A 21,011-nucleotide genomic window follows, 5' to 3' on the forward strand; every position below is an offset into this window, starting at 1 on the left:
CGGGCTCAGCCGAGGAAGCCCTCGACGGCGGTCACGAACCGGGGTCCGTCGTCGAGCCAGGGAAAGTGCGCGGCGCCGGGCTGCACGACGAGCCGGGCGTCCGGGAAGAGACCGGCGACCTCGGCGACGGGGCCGGGCGGGGAGTTCAGGTCGAGCTCCCCGGCGAGCACCAGGACCGGACGCGGGAACGCGGCCAGCGCGGCGCGGGTGGCGTCCGGGTCGAAGGCCCCCTCGGAGACATGGACCGCGGCGGCCTCCCGGTTGCGCTGCGCGACCCCGGCGGCGTGATGGGCCCGCGCGGTGTCGTCCCAGCGCCCGTACGCGAAGGGTGCGATGTCCTCCCAGTGGGCGGCGGTCGCCCGGCCGGCGACGATCTCCTCCAGCGCCGCGAACGCCTGGGCGAACCACGGCTCGTCCCGCCGCAGCAGCGCGGCCTCGCGGCGCGTCCGCCCCGGCACCGTGACGCCGACGCCGAACGTGCTGGGGGTGACGAGCACCAGCCGGCCGACGCGGCCGGGGTGGCGTTCGGCGTACCGCAGCGCCAGGTTGGCGCCCGCGGAGTGGGCCAGCACGTCGGTCCGTTCCAGCCCGAGATGCGCGCGCAGGGCCTCCACGTCGTCGACGAGCCGGTCGCAGCGGTAGCTCGCGGGGTCCTCCGGCTCCGCCGAGTCGCCCGTGCCGCGCAGGTCGGGCAGGACCAGCCGCCGGTGGACGCCGAGCCCCCCGAGGTCGCCCAGGTAGGCGGATGCCTGCAGGGGACCGCCGGGCAGGCACAGGAGCGGCTCTCCCTGGCCCGAGACGTGATACGCGAGCACGGTGCCGTCGAACGCGGAGAAGGTCGCCATGATCGCGACCCTGGCAGCCGGAGGGGTCCACGGCAACCGCGTTTCGCCCGTCACCTCGCGGAACACCGGTTCCGGACCGGCCGCCGGGGAGCGGAAAATCCGTTGCGGCGCGCGCCGCGGCGTCCGACGCTGAACCTCATGCCCGCAACCGTCCGTCCGGCCACGCTCGCCGACGCACCCGCCGTCACCGACCTCCTCAACGCCGTCGACCTGATCGAGATCGGCCGGCCCGAGACCGATCTGCACACCGTCGAAGCCGACTTGAAGCATCCGGAGGCCGACCTGGAACGTGATTCCTGGCTGGCCTTCGAGGGCGGCGAGCTGGTGTCGTACGGACTGCTGTGGGACGAGTCCGGCGGCGAACGCATAGACGTCGACCACTATGTGCTGCCCGATCACCAGCAGGCCGGCTTCGACGTCCTCGGCTCGATGGAGGCCAGGGCGCTGGAGAAGGCACGGGCCAACGGGGCCGAGCGCGCCGTGGTCCATCTCCATCTGAACGTACGTCCCACCACCGACACCGCCCGGCTGCGCGAGCGGGGCTGGAAGGACGTGCGCCGCTATCACGTGCTGCACAGGCCGCTGGACGGCGCCGTGGACCTGCCGCCCGCGCCGCCCGAGGGCGTCCGGATCCGGCCCTGCACGACCGAGGCGGACCGGCGGCTCGTGCACCGGCTGTACCAGACGTCCTTCGCCGAGCACTTCGACTTCCAGCCGCGGGCGTACGAGGCGTGGCTGAGCGACATCGACGCCGACGGCCTGGACTGGTCGCTGGTGTGGCTCGCCACCACCGACGACCTCGGCGACGCCGCGTTCCTGATGTCCCGCAACGACCGCGAGGCCATGGGCTGGATCCGCAGCATCGGTGTGCTGTCCGACGCCCGTGGCCGCGGGCTCGGCGGACTTCTGCTGCGGCACGCCTTCGCCGCGTTCGCGGCGCTGGGCCGGGACACCGTGGGCCTGGGCGTCGACACCTCGAACGCGACCGGGGCGCCGGAGCTGTACCGCCGCCAGGGCATGACGGTGCACTACGCCGTCGACACCTGGGAGACGGTCCTCGGCTGAGGCTCCGGCCGAGGACCGGCCGGGCGCGGGCTCAGCCCGCGCGCAGGGTGCTCCTGGCGAGTTCGTAGGCCGGGAGCATGTTCTCGTGCTCCTCGGTGTCCATGCCGCCGAGATGCACGACGACCGGGCCGCTGCCGGTGACGACGGCGAAGGCACGTTCCTTCTTCGTCTCGTCGAGCAGCTCGCTCGTGTGCACGTACCGCACCTCGGCGCCGGCCACGCCGTTCGCCTCGAAGGTGCTGTAGCGCTCCTGGCCGTTGCCGTCCTCGGCGGCCACGAATGCCTTCAGGACGGCCCGCGGGTCGTCCTCGCCGGGCTCACCGGTCCATACGCGCAGGAAGCCGATGTGGCCGGCCGGCTTGGCGTCCACCTCGCAGGCGGCGGAGACCGGGCCCTGCCGGAGGACCGAGGCGACGGCCTCGGCGAGTTCGTCCTCGGGGCTGCCCTCCTCGTCGGCGCCGGACACCTCCGCCTCGGTCGCGGCGGCGTCGATCGCCTCCGCCTCCCAGTCCTCGGCGATGTCGAAGGTGACGGGCAGTTCGCAGGCCGAACCGGCCGCGCCGACGGTGCCGCCGCTCTTCACCGCCCCGGCCTTCGCGGAACCCTCCTTCGCGGCGCCGCCCTTCGCCGGATCGGCCGGGGCGCTCTCGGACGCCCCGGCGTCCCGCCCCGCTTCCCCCGATCCCCCCGAGCACGCCGTCAACGCCCCCGCCAGCAGCGCCGCCCACATCAGGCCGCGCCCCGCTCTTCCCGCCCCGACTCGCACGTGCGTTCCCCCCTCGCCGGTACGACCGGCCTCTCGGAAATCCGGCGGGACACTGTAGCGATCGGGGCGGGAAGGGCATGCGGGCAGGGTGCACGGTCAGACGCCGCAGGAGGGGGCCGACCAGAACCGGCCGGACCGGTGGTCGACGTGGGTGTGGTCGTCGTGGTCGGGGTAGCCGGGGCCGAGGATGCCGCTGAAGCCGTGATTGCGGGCCTGCCTGGCCAGGGTGCACAGGGAGTGCGGACCGGCGCCGAGGTCGGCCGCGTCGCCGTACAGATGGCGGCTGCCGCTCGCGCCGCCGGCGGCCGAGTTGCAGGCGTAGGAGCGGAAGCCGCTGGTGACCCGGATCGGCTGGTCGCCGAGGGCGTGCCGCAGGGCCTCCAGCTTCCACATGGTGCGCAGGGCGTTGGACTTGGCGGTGGCGGCGGCGACCGCGCCGCCCGACCAGGTGCTGTTGCAGTTGTTGAGCTCGCCGTAGGCGAAGTGGACCGGCGTGCAGTCGTCGTCCTGGAGGGCGTACAGCCTGCCGTAGGTGGCGGGGCCTGCGACGCCGTCCGCCGCCAGCCCGTACGCCGACTGGAAGCGCTTGAGGGCGGCGGCGGTGGCCGGTCCGAAGGAGCCGTCGACGGCGAGGACGGAGCCCTGCCCCGGGTAGCCGCCGAGGCGGATCTGGAGCTGGGTGACATCGGCCCCGGAGGCACCCTGGGAGAGGGTGCGGGGCCAGGTGTAGCAGCCGTCGGCACGGGCGGTGCCGGCGGTCAGAGCGGTTCCCGCGAACACGCCAGACATGATCATGACAAACGAGAGAAGGAAACGAGCCGTACGTCTGAGCATCTGCTCTCCCAACCGGAGGGGCATGGACCACGGGGCACGGGCACCACAGAGGGTGGCGGGTCGTGTGACGCGCGTCAACCACCCCCCTCCAGGGGATACGGATCCGCGCGGAACGTCCGGCACGCCCCTCCCCCGCACCCCGCGACCGGACCCGACCGCCCCTCACCGGACCGGCGGCACCCCCGCACGGAACCCGCGATCGGCCGCCCCCGCAACGGCGTTGGCCGCCGCCCTCCACCGGGACGCCACCCCTGTGAGGCGGGTCACACGGAAAATTCCGGACGGCGCGTTCCGCACCGCGCTGCGATTACCGAATACCGGACACCCGCGGTCCACATCCTGAGGACGCAGAACATTTCGCCGCTCATCCTTGGAAACCAAGGTAAGTCAAGTGATTCACCATTGAATGAACGAGGCGTGTCCGCGAGAGCCCCGCACGGTGCGATTCGTCCGGCACGGAAACCGCAGAACTTAACGTCCTGTCCATGACTCAGCTGGACGTACGGCCCCCGGCCGCGGACGACGGCGGCGGGCGCTCCGTCGAAGGCATGCGCACCAAGGGCCTGAGCGGAAACTCCGTCGGCCTGCTGGGCAGCGCGGTCATCGGCGTCTCCACCGTCGCCCCGGTGTACTGCCTCACCTCCACCCTGGGATCCACCGCGGGCGAGGTCGGCCTCCAGATGCCGGCCGTGTTCCTCGCCGGCTTCCTGCCGATGCTCCTCGTGGCCTTCGCCTACCGCGAGCTGAACAAGGCGATGCCGGACTGCGGCACCTCCTTCACCTGGACCGTGAAGGCGTTCGGGCCACGGGTGGGCTGGATGTGCGGGTGGGGCCTGGTGATCGCGACGATCATCGTGCTGTCGAACCTGGCCGGCGTGGCGACCTCGTACTTCTGGCTCCTCGCGGGCGAGATCACCGGCAGCGGGTCGGTGGCCGCGCTCGACGGGAACAAGGCCGTCCACATCGTCACCTGCCTGGCGCTGATCGCGGCCGCCACGGTGATCAGCTACCGCGGCATGACCGCCACCAAGGGCGTGCAGTACACGCTGGTGGGACTGCAGCTGCTGGTGCTCGCCGTGTTCGTGGCGATGGCCTTCTCCAAGGCGGGCAGTGCCGACTTCCCGACCGGCGCCGGCTTCTCCTGGTCCTGGCTCAACCCGTTCGCGGTCGGATCGTTCGCCGCGTTCACCGCGGGCCTGTCCCTGTCGATCTTCATGTACTGGGGCTGGGACGCCTGTCTGACCGCCAACGAGGAGACCAGCGGCAGCAGCCGCACCCCCGGCCGCGCCGCGCTGATCGCCATGGTCGTGCTGGTCGGCTCCTACCTCGCCACCGGCGTGGCCGCCCAGATGGTCGTCGGCTCCGGCGGCCGGGGCCTCGGCCTCGCAAACCCGGACACCTCGGACAACGTGTTCGCGGCGCTGGCCGGTCCGGTGATGGGCCCGGCGCTGGGCGTCCTGCTGTTCGTCGCCGTCCTCGCGTCGGCGGCGGCCAGCCTCCAGACCACGTTCATCCCGGTCGCCCGCACGGTGCTGGCGATGTCGACGTACGCCGCGCTGCCCGCCTCCTACGCCGAGGTGCACCCGCGGTTCAGGACGCCCGGCCGGGCCACGGTCACCTCCGGCATCGCCACCGGTGTGTTCTACACCGTCATGACGCTGGTCAGCGAGCACGTCCTGGTCGACACGATCTACGCGCTCGGCCTGATGATCTGCTTCTACTACGCGCTCACCGCCTTCGCCTGCGCCTGGTACTTCCGCGCGGACCTGCTGAGGTCCGGCCGCGACCTGCTCTTCAAGGGCCTGTTCCCGGTGGTCGGCGGCGCCCTGCTGACGGCCGTGTTCGCCAAGACGCTGATCGACATGTGGGACCCGGCCTACGGCAGCGGCTCCTCGGTCCTCGGGGTGGGCTCGGTGTTCGTCATCGGCGTCGGCCTGCTCGCCGTCGGCGTGGCCGTCATGCTCGTGATGCAGCGCCGCAGCCCGGCCTTCTTCCGCGGCGAGGTGCTCACCAGGTCGACTCCGGCCCTGGCCGCCGAGGACTGACCGGGATCCGGACACGACGCCGCGGCGGTGACCGCCCCTCTAGGGTGTGGGCATGATCAATGACGCGTATCTGTCCGAGCTGTTCTCCCTGGAGGGGCGGGTCGCGCTCGTCACCGGCGGCAGCTCCGGGATCGGACGGGCCGTCGCGGGCGCCCTGGCCCGCGCCGGGGCGAGTGTCGTGGTGATCGCCCGCCGCGAGGCCGAACTGGCCGAGACCGTGGCCGAACTGACGGCGGACGGATGCCGGGCGGCCTGGGTGAGCGCCGATCTGGGCACCCGCGAGGGTGTCCGGACGGCCGCCGAACAGGCCGCGGCGGTCTACGGCGAGCCCGACATCCTCGTCAACTCCGCGGGCGTCAACCTGCGGCCGCCCCTCGGCGAGCTGTCCGACGAGGTCTGGGACACCACCATGGCGGTGAACCTGGAGGCCCCCTTCCTCCTCGGACGGCGCTTCGGCCCGGGCATGGCCGAGCGCGGCTTCGGGCGGATCATCCACATCACCTCGCAGCAGGCGCACCGGGCGTTCGTGCAGAGCGGCGCCTACGGAGTGTCCAAGGGCGGCCTGGAGTCGCTGGCCCGCTCCCAGGCGGAGGCGTGGTCCCCGCACGGCGTCACCTGCAACACCCTCGTGCCAGGGTTCGTGCCGACCCCGCTGAACGCGCGGCTCCAGGCCGACCCGGACAAGATGGCGGAGCTGGCCGCGCGCACCATGGTCGGCCGCAACGGGCGTCCCGAGGACTTCGCCGGCGCGGCCGTGTTCCTGGCGAGCCGCGCCTCCGCCTACGTCACGGGCCAGTCGGTCTTCGTCGACGGCGGACTGTCGGTGCACTGAGCGACGGCTTCCTCCCGTCCGCCCGGCGGCCGGCGTCACACCCGTGACAGATACAGCTCCCGCAGGGGTTCCGCGGACTCGGCGCCGGAGTGGCCGAAGGGCGCGTCGAAGCTCCACACCATGAAGAGCAGGAAGACGACGAGCGCGCTGAAGGCGGTGGCCAGCATCAGCTCCCGGGCGGAGCGGCGGATCTGGAGGGCGAAGAGCAGACCGAGCGTGACGAACCCGCCGGCGACCAGCCCGAACCAGACGACACCCGGCAGGGTGGTGCCCGCGCTGTCCAGCCGCTCGTGCCGGGCGACGTCGGCGGCGGCCACCTCGTCGAGGAGCGGCTGGTACGCCTGGGCCTGGAGGGCGTCGGAGGGCGTCCGGTGGGCGAGGTCGGTGCGGATCCGGCCGAGCAGCTCGGCTCCGGTGGGGCCGGGCTCGGTGTCCTGCTCCATGGCCGGCCACTCCGCCGACACGGCGTGGCGGGCGTAGGCGTCGATGTGGCCGCGCACCTGGTCACGGAAGGCGGCCGGGTAGACGTCGACCCGCTGGTCGATCTCGTGCAGCGCGAGCGCCTCGCGGCGCACGGTGTCCTCGGCGGCCCCGCGTGCCTCCCACACTCCGGCGATCGCGAGGCCGAGGACGATCGCGTAGACCACGCCGACCATCATCACCATGTACTCCAGCACGTCCGGCGTCTCGGACGTGTCCTCGTCGGCGTCGACTCTGCGGTGACGTACGACGGTCGCGGCGACGACGAGCGCACAGACCATGAGGGCGGCCACGGTGTAGATCAGCCATTCCGGCACGGAGGACTCCAAGGGGCGGGCGAGGTGGTGAGGGGTGTGTGCGGGTCAGGCGCGCCGGCGCCGGCCCGGACGGAGGGCCGCGGCGGCCAGGACGGCCGGGATGGTCACGACCGTGCTGGTGGTGACCAGCGGGAGTCCGCCCGCCGTCCTGCGCTCCGCGGCGGCGGCCTTGTGGTGCAGGGGCACCCCGCCGAACGGGTCGGGGAGGGGTGCCGGCGGATGCGGTGCCGGCGGAGCGGCGGCCGGCCCGGGGTCCGGGGCACGCACGGGAGGCGCCTCGGGGGCGAGGGCTTCGGGGGCGGGGACCGCGGACGGGGCGGGAGGAGCGGGTACGAGGCGGGCGGGCCCGGAGACCGGAACCGGCGCCGGGCCGTCGGCCCGGGTCGTCGGCGGGGCCGGTCGCGCCGGGGCCGGCGACGGCCGCGGTACGCCCTCCGCGCCGGGCGCCGCGGGCCCGGCCGGCTGCGCCACCGGTGCCCCGGCGTCCTCCGTGGGCTCGGGCTCCGCGTCGGGGGCACAGATCCCCGCCCGTACGTCGGCCTCCGCCTCACCGGCCCGCGCCTGCACGTGCACGCCGGCCCCGGGCAGCGGGACGAGCACGGCGACGGTGCCGAGGCCGACGGCGATCCAGCAGCTCACGGGCCGTTCCCCTTTCGCAACGATCCATCGAGCTGAAAGAACGATCTTCCTCGGGCGGAGTCACGGGCACCGGACGGCCGCCCCCCGCCGCGCCCCGCCCTCCCGGAACCGCCGCAGGCCGACGCGACCGATGCCCCTGCACGGCCCGGACCGACGCCGCGCGCACGACAGCCTCGGCCGCTCCGCCCGCCATGACGACCGGCCCGGTGCTGCGGGTGGCGCGGCCCCGCATGAAGGCGCCCTCCAGCAGCGCGATCACCGAGGTGACCGTCTCACGTGCGGCCGGTCCGGGGATCCCGCCGGAGCCGCTCACTCGTACCGGCCGGCTCCATCGCCACGGTCGCGATCGGGCAGGGGCCGGCGAAGCCGAAAGAGCTGATCGCGCGCCGGTACGGGCCGGTGCTGAAGAATCGCGAGATCCGCCGGGACTTCGCCGAGTTCTGCCGGAGCGGCGATCCCGACCGCTGTCCGCGGGCGGCCGGGCGACTGCCCTCCTTCACCCGGCCCGCGCCGGTCGCCCGGGGCGCCGAGGACCGGATGGTGCCACCCGCCACGGGCCGCCGCCCCGCCGAACTGCCGCCCGACTGCCGGTACGCCGAGATCCCGGACGCCCGGACCCTGGTCCCGCTGGACACCCCAGGGCCCTCGCCTCGGAGATCCGCCGTTCCGCCGAGGAGAACCCGCTGCCCGTCGGGCTTCCGGCACCCCAAGGGGGTGTTTGAGGATCCATAAACGAGGCTTATGAGCCCATAGACCGGACCCCCGTACCAGGTTAGGTTTGCCTTAGTTTAGGATTCCCCCGAAGATCGCTTGTCATCGCTCGAAGGGAACCTGAACATGTCCCGCCCCCTGCGGGTAGCCATCGTCGGTGCCGGCCCCGCCGGTATCTACGCCGCGGACGCCCTGCTGAAGTCCGACGTGGCCGCCGAGCCCGGTGTGTCCATCGACATCTTCGAGCGCATGCCGGCCCCGTTCGGACTCATCCGGTACGGCGTCGCCCCCGACCACCCCCGCATCAAGGGCATCATCACGGCCCTGCACCAGGTGCTCGACAAGCCGCAGGTCCGCCTGTTCGGCAATGTGAACTACGGCACCGACGTCCACCTCGACGACCTCCGCGCCTTCTACGACGGGGTGATCTTCTCGACCGGCGCCATGGCCGACCGCGAGCTGAACATCCCCGGCGTCGAACTCGACGGTTCCTACGGTGCCGCCGACTTCGCCTCCTGGTACGACGGCCACCCGGACGTGCCGCGCACCTGGCCGCTGGAGGCGGAGAAGGTCGCCGTCCTGGGCGTCGGCAACGTGGCCCTCGACATCTCCCGCATCCTGGCGAAGACGGCCGACGAGCTGCTGCCGACCGAGATACCCGCGAACGTCTACGAGGGCCTGAAGGCGAACAAGGCCGTCGAGATCCACGTCTTCGGCCGCCGCGGCCCGGCGCAGGCGAAGTTCAGCCCGATGGAGCTGCGCGAGCTGGACCACTCGCCGAACATCGAGGTCGTCGTCAACCCCGAGGACATCGACTACGACGACGGCTCGATCGCCGAGCGACGCGGCAACAAGCAGGTCGACATGGTCGCCAAGACCCTGGAGAACTGGGCGATCCGCGACACCGGCGACCGCCCGCACAAGCTCTACCTGCACTTCTTCGAGTCGCCGACGGAGATCCTCGGCGAGGACGGCAAGGTCGTGGGCCTGCGCACCGAGCGCACCGAGCTGGACGGCACCGGCAACGTCAAGGGCACCGGCCAGTTCACCGACTGGGACGTCTCCGCGGTGTACCGCGCGGTCGGCTACCTCTCCGACAAGCTCCCCAAGCTGCCCTGGGACATCGACTCGGGCACCGTCCCCGACCAGGGCGGCCGGGTCGTCGAGGAGGGCGGCACCCACCTGCCGTCCGTGTACGTCACCGGCTGGATCCGGCGTGGCCCGGTGGGTCTCATCGGCCACACCAAGGGCGACGCCAACGAGACCGTGGCGAACCTGCTGGACGACTTCGCGGGCGGGCGCCTCCAGACGCCCGTCTCGCCCGCCCCGGAGGCCGTGGACGCGTTCCTGGCCGAACGCGGCCTGCGCGTCACCACCTGGGAGGGCTGGTACCGCCTGGACGCCGCCGAGAAGGCCCTGGGCGAACCGCAGGGCCGCGAGCGGGTGAAGATCGTCGAACGCGAGGACATGCTCCGCGCGAGCGGCGCGTAACCCCACCGGAGCGCCCTCGGCCCCACCGGGCCGGGGGCACGCGCGCGGTCCTCCCCGAGCCGGGCGCCGACGCGCAGCCCCTCCCTGGCCGACGTCGGCGCCCGGCCGCTCACGAGGGCGGGCGTCCGCGCGCGGCCGTCATGACGACGGCCGACGGCCGCGCGGGGCCCGCCGTGCGTGCCGCCGGACCTCGCGCACGAGGACCTGCGGCGAGCGTGCGGCAGACGGCCTGCGGCGGGCCACGTGCCGGCGCGCGGCCCGCTCCTGCCGGCGACGCCGGCACCTGCGCGCCACCGCCACGGCGGCGCCCGGCCGGGCTCGTACCGGCGCGGCCCGTACCGGCACGCCCGGCCGCCACGACGACGGCCGGCGGCCACACGTGAACTGCCGTACGGGCAGGGCCCGCCCCGAGGCGGATGGTGGACGGGTCCTGTCCGTTCCCGGGATTGTGGCCCCGTGCCGCGGTCCGGGGCAGAGGTGAACCGGGGTGGTGTGGGGCGCACGCCCCGCACCCCGTGTCCGCCCCGCACACCCCGTGTGCGCGCCGGAAAGCCGGTGCGGCGGGCACCCCGGGTGATCGCCGGCGGCCGGCAGCGGGGATACTGGCAGCCGGACCACGCCCCCTCCCCCCATGGACCCATGCCGACCTCCCCCACCGTCCGCCCGATGATCCCTCCTGCGGTGTGGCTGGCCCGCGGCCGCCACGTCGGACCCGGCGCGGAAGGCGCCGTACGCGCGCGGCTGCGCCAGCTCGCGGACGCCGGTACGCTCGACGGCCACCTGGAGGTGCCCGCCGCCGAGAACTCCCCCGATCGGATGTTCGAGGCGCGCTGGCGGCCCGTGGCCGAGGTGACCGTGCGGGCGCGTCTGACGCTCGCGCCGGGCACACAGGCGGGGCGGGTGTGGACGCTGGCCGCGGAGGCGGAGCGGGGCTGGGACCTCGCGTGGCCGTCGCCCGCCGACATGTTCTGGCCCGAGGACACGGAGTCCGAGTGGGCCGCCGAGACCGGCGCCGGGCTGTCGCTGACCGGGCTCAACCCGCTGCCCGAGGACGAGAAGGACCTGCGACGTGCCCTCAAGGGTGCCGCGCGGTCCGGCTGGGCGGTCCATGTCGTCGTCCACGAGGCGATGACGCCGGACGAGAGCGGGCGGGTGCCGCTGGCGAGCCGTCTGCCGTCCGGGCTGCGCCACCGTGTGGTGGAGCACCGCGCGGCGCCCCATCAGCTGCGGGCCGTCAACTACGCCCTGAAGGACCTCGGCCTGCGGGTGCCGCGCGGCGGCGCCCTCGTGCTGCCCGGCGAGCCCGCCCCGCCCGCGTACGACGGCGACGACTTCTCCCTGCGCAGCGTCTTCCTCGACGGTTCGGAGCCCGCCGAGCTGATCGCCGCGGTGACACGTTTCGCGGCCCTGCCCCGGCCGCTGTCAGCCGAGGCCGACGAGGCGCTCACCGCGCTGCGCGAGGACTGGCGTCTGCTGACCCTGGAGGAGGAGCTGGCCCGTGAGCGCAGGCTCGTCGCCATGTACGCCGAGGCGCTGGAGGCGATGACCCGGTCGCGGGACCTCTACCGGGAGGCCGCCGAACAGGCGAACGAGGCCCTGGCCGCCTACCGGGAGGCGGCCGGTGACCGGCCGGCGGCCGCACAGTCCGCGACCGCCTCCCCGCTGCAGCAGCTGACCCGCACCCTGGAGCGCTTCAGGGGCTCCTCCCGCGCCCGGCGCACGGGCGAGGGCCCCGGCGACGGGGACGCCCCCGCGGCGGGCTGAGAAGAGGCGTACAGGCGCGCGCCCCACCCCCGGGGAGTGTGACCTTCCTCCGGCGCGGCAATACAGCGGCCGTAGGGGGTAATCCTGTAGTTGCGCGTGCGCGACGGGGGCGCACGGCCGCCGCACGCGCCGAACGGCCACACAGTTCGCACCGGACACAGGAGGGCACCGTGGATTCGACCACCCTCGCGCTCGCCGCCGTCGCGGCGGTGCTCGCGGCGCTCGTCCTGGCCGCGGCCCTCGCGCTGCTGGTCCGGCTGGTGCGCACCCGCCGCGGACTGCGGCGCGCCGGCCTCCCGACCGGGCCCCGCTGGGTCTTCTGGGCGGCCGTCTGCTACTTCGTCCTGCCCACCGATCTGCTTCCCGACCCCGTGTACCTGGACGACATCGGCGCACTGCTCCTGGCCCTGCGCGCCCTGCGCGCTCCCCTCAGGCACTCGGACGACCCCGTGTGACGGAACCGTCGCACAGCGCGGCGCCGTCCCGACCGGTGGCGGCCCGCGCCCCGGGCACGCACGTCTGTTCTCTCACGTTCAGTCAACCGCCGGACGGCCCCGGCCGTCTCAGGTTCAGAGCGACCGCCACGCCCGTGGACACGGAGTGTGACGAAACCATTCACTCGTTCGATTCGTATAAGTGATGGAAGCCCCTGCAAGATCGATGGGGCGAAGCAAGACAGCGGCCTGCGACGGGACTTGTCCGGAGCAGCACCGACGAGGGAGAGACCATGCAACCGTTCGCGCTCAACTACGCACGCCCTGCAGTGGAGTTGGACGTCACCGCAGCGTACGCGTATGACTCCGGACTGCAGTTGAACGTGCTCCTCGACGGACGGATCGCCGCCACCGATCTCGCCCTGCTGAGAGAGTTGGGGACGACGACGTCCACCGCGGGCTCCAAGACGCACTTCGACGACTGAACACGGAACGTCGATGACCGTTCTGATCCTGACCTCGGAGCTGGATGTGACGGCGGACATGGTGGTCGTCCATCTGCACGCCGCCGGGGTGCCGGTGCTGCGCCTGGATCCCGCCGATCTCACCGGCCAGGTCGCGCTCTCGGGCGAGTACGTGCACGGCGCCTTCCGCGGGCATCTGTGGTCCTCGGGACGCCTGGTGAGTGTCGACGGGCTGCGGTCCGTCTGGGTGCGCCGGCCGGGGGTGCCGGCGGCCCGGGTGGCCGAGCCGTCGCAGTGGCTGAGCGAGGAGTCCTCGCAGGCGCTCTACGGCATGCTGCGGGGCAGCGCCGCACGCTGGATGAACCATCCGGACGCGGCCGCCCGGGCCCGGTACAAGCCCTGGCAGCTGCGGCTCGCCCAGCGCACGGGGCTGCCGGTGCCGGCCACGCTGATCACCACGTTCCCGCAGGCCGCGCGGGAGTTCGCCGAGCGGTTCCCGGACCTGGTGGTCAAGCCGGTGTCCGGAGCGCATCCGCAGGAGCCGCCGCGGGCGGTGCCGACCAGCAGGGTGGCGCCCGGCACCGACTTCTCGGCGGTGGCGTACGGCCCGACGCTGCTGCAGCGGCGGATCGCCAAGCGGGCGGACATCCGTCTGACCGCGGTGGGCGAGCGGCTGCTGGCCGCCCGCAAGGCCGCCGCCGAGGACGCGGATCCGGACGAAGTGGATGTGCGATTCGTCACATCGGGTGAGCCCTGGCGGCCGGTGGACGTGCCGCCGCGGATCGCCGAGTCGGTGCTCGCGTATCTGCGCGAGGCGGAACTCGCCTACGGCGCCTTCGACTTCGTCGAGGACGGCGACGGCACCTGGTGGTTCCTGGAGTGCAACCAGTCGGGGCAGTTCGGCTTCGTCGAGGTCGAGACGAACCAGCCGATCTCCCGCACGATCGCCGAGTGGCTGGCGCTCAAGCCCCCGTCCCTTCCCCGCCAGCGGGGCCGTGGCGGCACGAACGCGGCCGTGCCCTGACGGATCCCCCCGCCCCCGACGCGCCGCCGGTCCCCCTGTCCGGCAGCGCGTCCGAGCCGCGGCCCCGGCGGGTCCGGGGCACCCGCCCTCCGGCCGGGAGCGACGCGAGGACGCGGAGAACCCGCCCTCCGCCGCCACAAGGCCCCCACGAGGCCGCCCGGCCGCTGCACAGGCCCGTGTACGCGCCGCCCCGGGCGAGGAGTTGCCCGTGGGTGCCCGTCTCCAGGACGCGGCCGTACCGCAGACGGACGTGGAGCGGGTCCAAGGGGTGGTCGACCGGCAGGACGACCCTGATGAACCCGGTGCCCATCCGCGGGCCGGTGATCGGCCGGTGCTCGACGACGGTGGCCGTGATCAGGGGGAGCAGCCGTGTCGGGCCGTGTCCGACGGTGAAGACCCCGGCCGCGGCGGCGGGCCGCCGGCGGTCGGGGCGGAACAGATGGACGAGTGTGCGGGCGGGGTCCTCTCCGGTGTGCCACCTGTGCGGCAAGCGCCTGCCGTCCCATGCGCCCGGCCGGTGAGGACCCTTCCCCCGGATTCAGGACGTACGCGACTTCAGGTACTCCTCCACTCCCGGCGCGGTGTGGGCGTCCTCCACGCCGACGAGTCCGCCGACGGCCTTCGCGTCCGGCTTCAGCACGTACGTCTTCAGGCCGGCGGGCCGGTCGACGTCCGAGAAGTCCTGCGGGGAGCCGAGCCCGGTGTCGGCGTTCTGCTGCGACCGGTGCGCCTTGATCACGTCCTCGCGCGCGAGACTGCCCGCCGCGCACGCCTTCTTCAGGTCGGCGCCCATCAACTGGGCGGCGTTGTAGCCGGAGAGCACACCGGAGTCGACCGGGGAGCCCGGGAACTTCTTCCCGTACGCCGCCACCATCTTCTGCACCCCGGGCAGGTCGGTGCTGACGGCCGGGGCGCCGCTGACCACGCTGAGCAGGCCGAGGAGCGCCTTCGCGGCGGGCGTCTTCAGCAGCTGCGGGGCGTACCCGGGGGCGTTGCTGACGATCGGCACCAGCAGCCCCCGGGAGGCGGCCACGCCGGCGAGGGAGGCGGTCTGGGCGGGCCCGGCGCTGATCAGAATGGCCTTGACCCCGGCCTTGCGCAGCGCCGAGACCTGGGCGGACAGGTCGGTGTCCGTCGCCTTGATCTTCTGGTCGACCACCTTCAGCCCGGCCCGCTCGGCCGCCCAGGTGGAGCCCTCCAGCGCGTTGGCGCCGTAGTCGCCCTCGAAGTAGACGTGGCCGACGGAGTCGCCCTTCTTCAGGCCCTTGGTGCGGGTGAGGAAGTCCACGGCGGCGATCATGTCGAGGTCGTAGGTGGTGCCGAGCACCTGCACCGACTGCTTGCCGAGCAGGGAGGCGGCCCATGCCTGCGGGAAGGTCAGCATCTTGTCGCGCTCGATGTCGTCGAGCAGCGCGGCCACCACCGGTGAGCCGATGACCTGCGGCAGCGCGACGACGTCGGGCGAGATGTCGGCGTAGGCGGTCACCGCCTTCTGCACGTCGTAGCCGTGGTCCTCGACGACGATCTCGACCTTGCGGCCGCAGATGCCGCCCGCGGCGTTGGTCTCGTCGGCCCACATCTTCTGCGCCTGCACGATCGACTTGCCGAGGGTGGCGTACGGGCCGGTCAGGTCGGTCAGTGCGCCCAGCTTGACGGTCTTGTCGGTGACGCCGGGGCCGGACTTGACGCCGTCGGCGCCGTCGCCGGTGCTGTCGCCGCCGGCCTTGGAGCTGCACGCGGTGGAGGTGAGGAGCAGTGCCGCCAGGGCCGAGGCGAGCAGGAGACGGGCGGGCCGGCGGGGGTGCGTGACGTTCACGGGGTGTGCTCCTTGGCTCGTACGGCGGTGGCGGGAGGGAGGGTGGTGGAGGAGGAAGCGGTGGCGGGGGCCGGGGACGGCGTCCGGCGGCGCCGGAGGCGGGCGCGCAGCCGGCGGGCCAGGCCGTGCAGGCCGTCGGGGGCGTACAGGAGGATCACGACGATCGCGGCGCCGTAGAGATAGCGGGCCGCCTCGGTCGGGCCGACCGCTCCGTCGCCCGCACCCGGTGTGGCGACCAGCGGCAGATGATCGGCGTAACGGGTCATCAGCAGCGGCAGGGCGGTGACGAAGACGGCGCCCGCGGTGGCGCCGGCCACGGACCCCAGGCCGCCGATGACGATCATGGCGAGATAGTCGACGGACAGGGCGAGGCCGAAGTAGTCGGGCACGATCCGGCGGAAGGCGAGGGCGAGCAGCGCCCCGGCCAGGCCCGCGTACATCGAGGAGACGACGAAGGCGGCGGAGCGGTGACGGGCCACGTGCACGCCCATCACGGCGGCCGCGGTCTCGCTGTCGCGCAGCGCGGCCAGCGCGCGGCCGGGACGTCCGGCGAGGATCCCCCGGGAGGTGAACCAGGTCAGCGCGAGCAGCGCGAGACCGAGGTACCACAGGCGTTCCTCGGCGCCGAACGGCACGCCCAGCACGACCAGTTCGGGGTCGGTGTCGGTGAAGCCGAAGCCTCCCGCGGTCAGCGGCGGCACCGAACGGCCGTTGAAGCCGCCGGTCACGGAGTCCGCGGTGAGCAGCACATGGTGGCCGAGGAAGACCAGGGCGAGGGTGGCCACGCCCAGGTAGACGCCGCGCACCCGGCCCGCCACCGGACTGAACAGCCCGCCCGCGGCTCCGGCCAGCAGCACCGCGAGGACGAGGGCGAGCAGGGGCGGCAGCCCCGGGCCCGGTTCCCCGGCGAGCCAGGAGTAGCCGTAGGCACCGACGGCGAGGAAGAAGGCGTGGCCGAGGGAGAGCTGGCCCGCGGTGCCGGACAGCAGACCCAGACCGACGGCGCCGATCGCGGCGGCCATCGCGAACAGGCCGACGCGCAGCCAGAACGCGTCCACGTAGAAGGGCAGCAGACACAGGACGAGTGCGGGCAGGAGGAACCGTGCCCGGCGGGCGAGTTCAGACACGGGCCGCTCCCTTCGCGCCGAACAGCCCGGTGGGCCGCACCAGAAGCACCAGCACCATCACGGCGTACGGGGCGACGTCGCCGAACCCTTCGCCGAGGACGTGCAGTTCGGACTGGTAGCCCGCGACGAGCGACTCGGTGAGGCCGATCAGCAGACTGCCCGCGAGGGCGCCGGGCGGGGAGGCCATGCCGCCGAGGATCGCGGCGGGGAACGCCTTGAGGGCGATCTGGCCGGTGGTGCGCTCCAGGCCGGGGGCGGGGAACGCGGCCAGGAACACCGCGGCCAGCGCGGCGAGCGCGCCCGCCAGGCACCAGGCGAGGGTCCGTACCCGGGTCAGCCGTACTCCCATGAGCGCCGCGGCCTCCAGGTCCTCGGCCGACGCCCGCAGGGACAGCCCCCAGGGGGTGAACCGGAAGAGGGCGAACACGGCGCCGATGACGACGGCGGACACGGCGATCGCGGCGAGGCGGCTGTCGGCGACGGTCAGCGGCCCCAGACGGGTGACGGAGTCGCCCCAGGGGTCGCCGAGGGCGAGCAGGTCGCCGCCGATGCGCCGGGACAGGTCGGTGAGCAGGACGATGTCGATGCCGATGGTGACGATCGTCTGCACATGGGCGGCGTGCGGGTCCTGTCCACCGGCGCGCATCAGCAGCCGGTCCAGGAGGCCCGCCACGGCCGCGGTCACCAGCACGGCCAGCGCGAGGGCACCGGCGAAGCCGAGGTCGTCGTGGAGGACGGCGGTGAGGTAGCCGCCGAGCAGCAGCAGGGAGCCGTGGGTGAAGCTGAGCACCCCGGACGCCTTGAAGATGACGACGAAACCGAGCGCGACGAGGGCGTACACCGAGCCCAGGGCGAGTCCGTTCAGGACGTGGTCGAGGAAGCCGCTCATGCCGCCTCCTCCCCCGTGTCGCCGTCGCCGAGGTAGGCGCGCAGCACCTCGGGGTCGCGCCGGACCTCCTCGGGGGTGCCGTGGGCGATGCGACGGCCGAAGTCCAGGACGGTGACCTCGTCCGCCAGCCGCATGACCAGGCCCATGTCGTGCTCCACCAGCAGCACGGACAGACCGAGCTGCTCGCGCACGTCCCGTACGACCTCCGCGGTGCGGGCCCGTTCGGCGCCGTTCATGCCGGCCACGGGTTCGTCGAGCAGCAGCACGCGCGGCTCCAGGCACAGCGCGCGGGCGAACTCCACGCGCTTGCGGTCGCCGTACGACAGTCCGGCGACGGGGGCGTCGAACCGGTCGCCGAGTCCGGTGAGTTCGGCGATCTCCCGGGCGCGTGCGAGGTGCTCGCGCTGTTCGCGGCGGGCACCGGGCAGCCGCAGCGCGCTGGCGGCGAACCCGGCGCGGGTGAGGGCGTGGCGGCCGAGCATCAGGTTGTCGGCGACCGTGCCCTCGGTGGTGACGATGTTCTGGAAGGTGCGGGCCACGCCGAGCGCGGCGATGCGGTGCGGGGCGAGCCGGGTCAGGTCGGTGTCGCCGAGGCGGACCGTGCCGGACGCCGGCCGGTACAGGCCCGACAGGACGTTGAAGCAGGTGGACTTGCCCGCGCCGTTGGGTCCGATGAGGGCGTGCACGCTGCCCGGGGCGACGGTGAAGGAGACCCCGTCGAGGGCGGTGAGCCCGGCGAACCGGACGGTGACGTCGTGCACGTCGAGGACGGGCGGCGGGGTGGTGCGCTCGGTCACGCGGCCCCCCGGGCGTCGGAGTCCGTGCGGTGGGCTTCGCGGTCGCCGGTGGCGGCGTCGGAGTCGCCCTCGGCACTCTCGCCGAGGTAGAGGCGGCGCACCGCGTCCGTGCGGGCCAGTTCGCCGGCGGGGCCGGACAGGCGGACCTCGCCGGTCTCCAGGACGTAGGCGTGCGAGGCGAGCGAGAGGGCCATGCCGGCGTTCTGCTCGACGAGCAGCACCGCCGTGCCCTGCCCGTTGATCTCGCGGACCACCTCGGCGATGCGCTGCACCATGAGCGGGGCGAGGCCGAGCGAGGGCTCGTCGAGCAGGAGCAGACGGGGTGCGGCCATCAGGGCCCGGCCGATGGCGAGCATCTGCTGCTCGCCGCCGGAGAGCAGCCCGGCGGACTGCCGGGTGCGTTCGGCGAGCCGGGGGAACAGCGTGAACACCCGGTCGCGGGCCTCGCGGACCTGGTGCGAGGCACGCCGGCCCAGGCCGAGGCCGCCGGTGCGCAGGTTCTCGTCGACCGTGAGCCCGGCGAACACCCGCCTGCCCTCGGGGACCTGGACGACTCCGGCGCGCACGGCGGTGACGGGGTCGCGCCCGTCCAGTGCGGTGTCGCCGTACCGTACGCGGCCGGCCGTGATCGCGCCGCGGTGCAGGCGCAGGGTGCCGGAGACCGACCTGAGCAGGGTGGTCTTCCCGGCGCCGTTGGCGCCCAGCAGGGCCACGACGGCTCCGGGCGGCACGGTCAGGGACACGGAACGCAGTGCGGACAGGGCCCGGCCGTAGGCCACGTCGAGATTCTCGACGTGCAGCGCGGGCGCGTCGTCCGGTGGTGCTTCGGGCATCGCGGCTCCTCGGAAACGGGGAGCTCACGACAGCACGGCGGCGGGCGGGCGGTACAGGCTGATCAGCGGGAGGGCTGCGGGTAACCAGGGGGCGCGGCCCCCCGTTGTGCCGACGCCCAGGGGCGTCCTGCGGGGTGCGGGCCGGTGCTGCCGGGAGGGCGCGGCCGGGCACGGACGCCCGCACCCGCCCACGGCGGGAACGAGACGGACGGGGGCACACCCCGATGCGATGGCGCCCCGGCGCGGCGGCACCTCCGCGCGGTGCCACCCCGGTACAGCGGCACCCCGGTACGGCAGGACCCCGGTGCGGTGACACCTCAGTGCGGTGCCACCCCGGTACGGCAGGACCCCGGTGCGGTGACACCTCAGTGCAGTGCCACTCCGGTACGGCGGCACCTCCGCGCGGTGCCACCCCGGTACAGCGGCACCCCGGTACGGCAGGACCCCGGTACGGTGCCACCTCAGTGCGGTGCCACCCCGGTACGGCAGGACCCCGGTGCGGTGGCGCCTCAGTGCGGCAGCACCCTGCGCACGGTGAGGGCCAGACTCACCTCGACCACGTCGGACGGGCGTTGCAGCGACCGCCCGGTCAGCTGCTCGAACCGGCGCAGCCGGTTCAGGACGGTGTTGCGGTGGCAGTACAGCCGCTCCCCGGCCCGCTGGGCGGAGCCGTCGCAGGCCAGCCAGGCGGCGAGCGTGTCGAGCAGCACCTCCCGGTCGGCGGGATCGAGTCCGGACAGCGCTCCGAGCACCTGCTCGGCGAGGGCCGTGCCGAGATCCGGGCGGGAGACGACCAGGGCGGCCGGCAGATGTTCGGCCAGCCGTACCGCGCCCCCCTCGGGCGGGCACAGACCGAGCGCCAGGTCGGCCTGCGCGCGGGCGTCCCCCACGGCGGCCAGCCCCGAGACGGTGCCGCTCACGCCGATCCGCAGTCCGCCGCCGGCCGGGACGGCCGGGAGGTCCGCGTCACCGACGAGCGCTATGCCGTAGTCCACCTCGGCGCCCTGATGCCAGTGCACCCGCACACCCGGGACCGGGCCGGCGGTCCGCTGCCCGGTGCCGCCGCCGACCGCGAGGACGGCGTACCGCCCGTGCTCCGGCAGATCCAGCGCCTGCGCGGTCTCGGGCAGGTCGGCGATCCGGCTGGTGCCGTCGAGGAGGGCCGCGGCGAGCACCCGGACCCGGTTCTCGCGCTGCCAGGCGAGCTGCCGTTCGACCTGGCGGTAGGCGTCGGCGACGAGGGTGCAGTGCTCGTCGACGAAGTTCCAGATGTCGGAGGCGACATGGACGAGCAGGCGTACGTCCTCCGGCGCGGTGCGCGAGGTCTCCTCCACCAGCCGCTGCCACACCAGGGAGCCCCCGAGGCGGAAGGCGTGCAGCAGGGCGTCCAGCGGCACGCCCTGCTCCGCGCGGGTGGCGCCGATCTTCCACGAGCAGCGGCGGGCGGCGTCGCGGGAGCCGCGCGGGTCGAGCAGCGAGGAGACGCTGTGCCGCAGCGAGCGGTGGATCTCCTGCCAGATCCCGACGGGGTCGGCGACCACGGCCGCCCGGTAGGCGGGTTCCTGGTCCTGCACGACGGCCAGCAGGCGGTCGGTCAGTTCGGCCAGGTCCCCGTGCAGCACGCGGGCGGCGCGGTGCAGGACGGCGATGGCCTCGGCGTCGATCAGCGACCGGACGGGCCTCGTCCGCGGCTGCGGTACGACGGCCGGTGCGGGGCGGTTCGGCGTACGGTGCCGTAGGGCGCGGTGCATCACGGGCCTCCCCAGGTGTGCGACCTGACTCACTCCTCCCGGAAGGATGACATACCGTCCGGTCGGTCCCCAGGGTTCGGAGGCGAT

Annotated in this window: 19 protein-coding genes; 8 read left to right on the top strand and 11 right to left on the bottom strand. The window is 73.9% G+C overall.

Annotated elements, in window-relative coordinates:
- Positions 1-5: 5 nt before the first annotated feature.
- The gene (locus tag ACIQGV_RS14810) at positions 6-845 is read right to left on the bottom strand and encodes an alpha/beta fold hydrolase (RefSeq protein WP_402494579.1); all 840 of its coding nucleotides are present in this window, start codon (positions 843-845) and stop codon (positions 6-8) included.
- A gap of 138 nt (positions 846-983) precedes the next feature.
- On the opposite strand from ACIQGV_RS14810, the gene ACIQGV_RS14815 reads away from it, so the two are divergent.
- Positions 984-1,910, top strand: coding sequence for a GNAT family N-acetyltransferase (locus ACIQGV_RS14815; RefSeq protein ID WP_402494581.1), 927 nt, complete (start codon positions 984-986; stop codon positions 1,908-1,910).
- 31 nt (positions 1,911-1,941) lie between these two features.
- On the opposite strand, the gene ACIQGV_RS14820 is transcribed toward ACIQGV_RS14815, so the two are convergent.
- Both ACIQGV_RS14820 and ACIQGV_RS14825 read right to left on the bottom strand, forming a co-directional pair.
- Positions 1,942-2,676 (bottom strand): lipoprotein, encoded by a 735-nt coding sequence (locus ACIQGV_RS14820; RefSeq protein ID WP_402494583.1) that lies wholly within the window; start codon positions 2,674-2,676, stop codon positions 1,942-1,944.
- 96 nt (positions 2,677-2,772) lie between these two features.
- The gene (locus tag ACIQGV_RS14825; RefSeq protein WP_402494585.1) at positions 2,773-3,510 is read right to left on the bottom strand and encodes a D-Ala-D-Ala carboxypeptidase family metallohydrolase; all 738 of its coding nucleotides are present in this window, start codon (positions 3,508-3,510) and stop codon (positions 2,773-2,775) included.
- A gap of 485 nt (positions 3,511-3,995) precedes the next feature.
- Between ACIQGV_RS14825 and ACIQGV_RS14830 the strand changes: the two genes are divergently transcribed.
- Entirely contained in the window at positions 3,996-5,555 is a 1,560-nt protein-coding gene (locus ACIQGV_RS14830; RefSeq protein ID WP_402494587.1) for an APC family permease, read from the top strand.
- A gap of 52 nt (positions 5,556-5,607) precedes the next feature.
- Positions 5,608-6,387, top strand: coding sequence for an SDR family NAD(P)-dependent oxidoreductase (locus ACIQGV_RS14835; RefSeq protein WP_402494588.1), 780 nt, complete (start codon positions 5,608-5,610; stop codon positions 6,385-6,387).
- A gap of 35 nt (positions 6,388-6,422) precedes the next feature.
- Here ACIQGV_RS14835 and ACIQGV_RS14840 read toward each other — a convergent pair whose 3' ends face one another.
- The gene (locus ACIQGV_RS14840; RefSeq protein WP_402494590.1) at positions 6,423-7,184 is read right to left on the bottom strand and encodes a hypothetical protein; all 762 of its coding nucleotides are present in this window, start codon (positions 7,182-7,184) and stop codon (positions 6,423-6,425) included.
- 45 nt (positions 7,185-7,229) lie between these two features.
- Positions 7,230-7,823: a hypothetical protein gene (locus ACIQGV_RS14845; RefSeq protein WP_402494592.1), complete on the bottom strand. Its 594-nt coding sequence runs from the start codon at positions 7,821-7,823 to the stop codon at positions 7,230-7,232.
- Between the two features lie 837 nt (positions 7,824-8,660).
- On the opposite strand from ACIQGV_RS14845, the gene ACIQGV_RS14850 reads away from it, so the two are divergent.
- The 5 genes from ACIQGV_RS14850 (at position 8,661) to tgmB (ending at position 13,711) form a co-directional block, all read left to right on the top strand.
- On the top strand, positions 8,661-10,025 hold the full coding sequence (locus ACIQGV_RS14850; protein ID WP_402494594.1) for an FAD-dependent oxidoreductase: 1,365 nt from the start codon (positions 8,661-8,663) through the stop codon (positions 10,023-10,025).
- 639 nt (positions 10,026-10,664) lie between these two features.
- Positions 10,665-11,789, top strand: coding sequence for a hypothetical protein (locus ACIQGV_RS14855; protein WP_402494595.1), 1,125 nt, complete (start codon positions 10,665-10,667; stop codon positions 11,787-11,789).
- 170 nt (positions 11,790-11,959) lie between these two features.
- Positions 11,960-12,244: a DUF1232 domain-containing protein gene (locus ACIQGV_RS14860; protein ID WP_402494597.1), complete on the top strand. Its 285-nt coding sequence runs from the start codon at positions 11,960-11,962 to the stop codon at positions 12,242-12,244.
- A 272-nt stretch (positions 12,245-12,516) separates the two neighbouring features.
- Positions 12,517-12,708 (top strand): putative ATP-grasp-modified RiPP, encoded by a 192-nt coding sequence (gene tgmA / locus ACIQGV_RS14865; RefSeq protein WP_402494599.1) that lies wholly within the window; start codon positions 12,517-12,519, stop codon positions 12,706-12,708.
- Between the two features lie 13 nt (positions 12,709-12,721).
- Complete coding sequence (gene tgmB / locus ACIQGV_RS14870; RefSeq protein ID WP_402494600.1) at positions 12,722-13,711, top strand: ATP-grasp ribosomal peptide maturase; 990 nt, start codon at positions 12,722-12,724, stop codon at positions 13,709-13,711.
- A 538-nt stretch (positions 13,712-14,249) separates the two neighbouring features.
- Here tgmB and ACIQGV_RS14875 read toward each other — a convergent pair.
- From ACIQGV_RS14875 to ACIQGV_RS14900, 6 genes are all read right to left on the bottom strand, one after another.
- Positions 14,250-15,527, bottom strand: a complete 1,278-nt coding sequence (locus ACIQGV_RS14875; RefSeq protein WP_402494602.1) for an ABC transporter substrate-binding protein — start codon at positions 15,525-15,527, stop codon at positions 14,250-14,252.
- Positions 15,524-16,654, bottom strand: coding sequence for a branched-chain amino acid ABC transporter permease (locus ACIQGV_RS14880; RefSeq protein WP_402494604.1), 1,131 nt, complete (start codon positions 16,652-16,654; stop codon positions 15,524-15,526). Before ACIQGV_RS14880 ends, ACIQGV_RS14875 begins: the two co-directional genes overlap by 4 nt.
- Positions 16,647-17,543 (bottom strand): branched-chain amino acid ABC transporter permease, encoded by an 897-nt coding sequence (locus ACIQGV_RS14885; RefSeq protein ID WP_402494606.1) that lies wholly within the window; start codon positions 17,541-17,543, stop codon positions 16,647-16,649. Before ACIQGV_RS14885 ends, ACIQGV_RS14880 begins: the two co-directional genes overlap by 8 nt.
- On the bottom strand, positions 17,540-18,340 hold the full coding sequence (locus ACIQGV_RS14890; RefSeq protein WP_402494608.1) for an ABC transporter ATP-binding protein: 801 nt from the start codon (positions 18,338-18,340) through the stop codon (positions 17,540-17,542). Before ACIQGV_RS14890 ends, ACIQGV_RS14885 begins: the two co-directional genes overlap by 4 nt.
- Positions 18,337-19,173 (bottom strand): ABC transporter ATP-binding protein, encoded by an 837-nt coding sequence (locus ACIQGV_RS14895; RefSeq protein ID WP_402494610.1) that lies wholly within the window; start codon positions 19,171-19,173, stop codon positions 18,337-18,339. The genes ACIQGV_RS14890 and ACIQGV_RS14895 overlap by 4 nt, the downstream gene beginning before the upstream one ends.
- A gap of 509 nt (positions 19,174-19,682) precedes the next feature.
- Positions 19,683-20,924: a PucR family transcriptional regulator gene (locus tag ACIQGV_RS14900; RefSeq protein WP_402494611.1), complete on the bottom strand. Its 1,242-nt coding sequence runs from the start codon at positions 20,922-20,924 to the stop codon at positions 19,683-19,685.
- Positions 20,925-21,011: the final 87 nt, after the last annotated feature.

Origin of the sequence: Streptomyces sp. NPDC093094 (assembly GCF_044754345.1) — a bacterium.
Taxonomy (GTDB): domain Bacteria; phylum Actinomycetota; class Actinomycetes; order Streptomycetales; family Streptomycetaceae; genus Streptomyces.

What these genes read in the sequence shown, in the direction of transcription:
- ACIQGV_RS14885 (WP_402494606.1), bottom strand. Translation starts at nt 17,543, where the DNA reads ATGAGCGGCTTCCTCGACCACGTCCTGAACGGACTCGCCCTGGGCTCG.
- ACIQGV_RS14810 (WP_402494579.1), bottom strand. Translation starts at nt 845, where the DNA reads ATGGCGACCTTCTCCGCGTTCGACGGCACCGTGCTCGCGTATCACGTC.
- ACIQGV_RS14815 (WP_402494581.1), top strand. Translation starts at nt 984, where the DNA reads ATGCCCGCAACCGTCCGTCCGGCCACGCTCGCCGACGCACCCGCCGTC.
- tgmA (WP_402494599.1), top strand. Translation starts at nt 12,517, where the DNA reads ATGCAACCGTTCGCGCTCAACTACGCACGCCCTGCAGTGGAGTTGGAC.
- tgmB (WP_402494600.1), top strand. Translation starts at nt 12,722, where the DNA reads ATGACCGTTCTGATCCTGACCTCGGAGCTGGATGTGACGGCGGACATG.
- ACIQGV_RS14855 (WP_402494595.1), top strand. Translation starts at nt 10,665, where the DNA reads ATGCCGACCTCCCCCACCGTCCGCCCGATGATCCCTCCTGCGGTGTGG.
- ACIQGV_RS14835 (WP_402494588.1), top strand. Translation starts at nt 5,608, where the DNA reads ATGATCAATGACGCGTATCTGTCCGAGCTGTTCTCCCTGGAGGGGCGG.
- ACIQGV_RS14830 (WP_402494587.1), top strand. Translation starts at nt 3,996, where the DNA reads ATGACTCAGCTGGACGTACGGCCCCCGGCCGCGGACGACGGCGGCGGG.
- ACIQGV_RS14900 (WP_402494611.1), bottom strand. Translation starts at nt 20,924, where the DNA reads ATGCACCGCGCCCTACGGCACCGTACGCCGAACCGCCCCGCACCGGCC.
- ACIQGV_RS14825 (WP_402494585.1), bottom strand. Translation starts at nt 3,510, where the DNA reads ATGCTCAGACGTACGGCTCGTTTCCTTCTCTCGTTTGTCATGATCATG.
- ACIQGV_RS14850 (WP_402494594.1), top strand. Translation starts at nt 8,661, where the DNA reads ATGTCCCGCCCCCTGCGGGTAGCCATCGTCGGTGCCGGCCCCGCCGGT.
- ACIQGV_RS14895 (WP_402494610.1), bottom strand. Translation starts at nt 19,173, where the DNA reads ATGCCCGAAGCACCACCGGACGACGCGCCCGCGCTGCACGTCGAGAAT.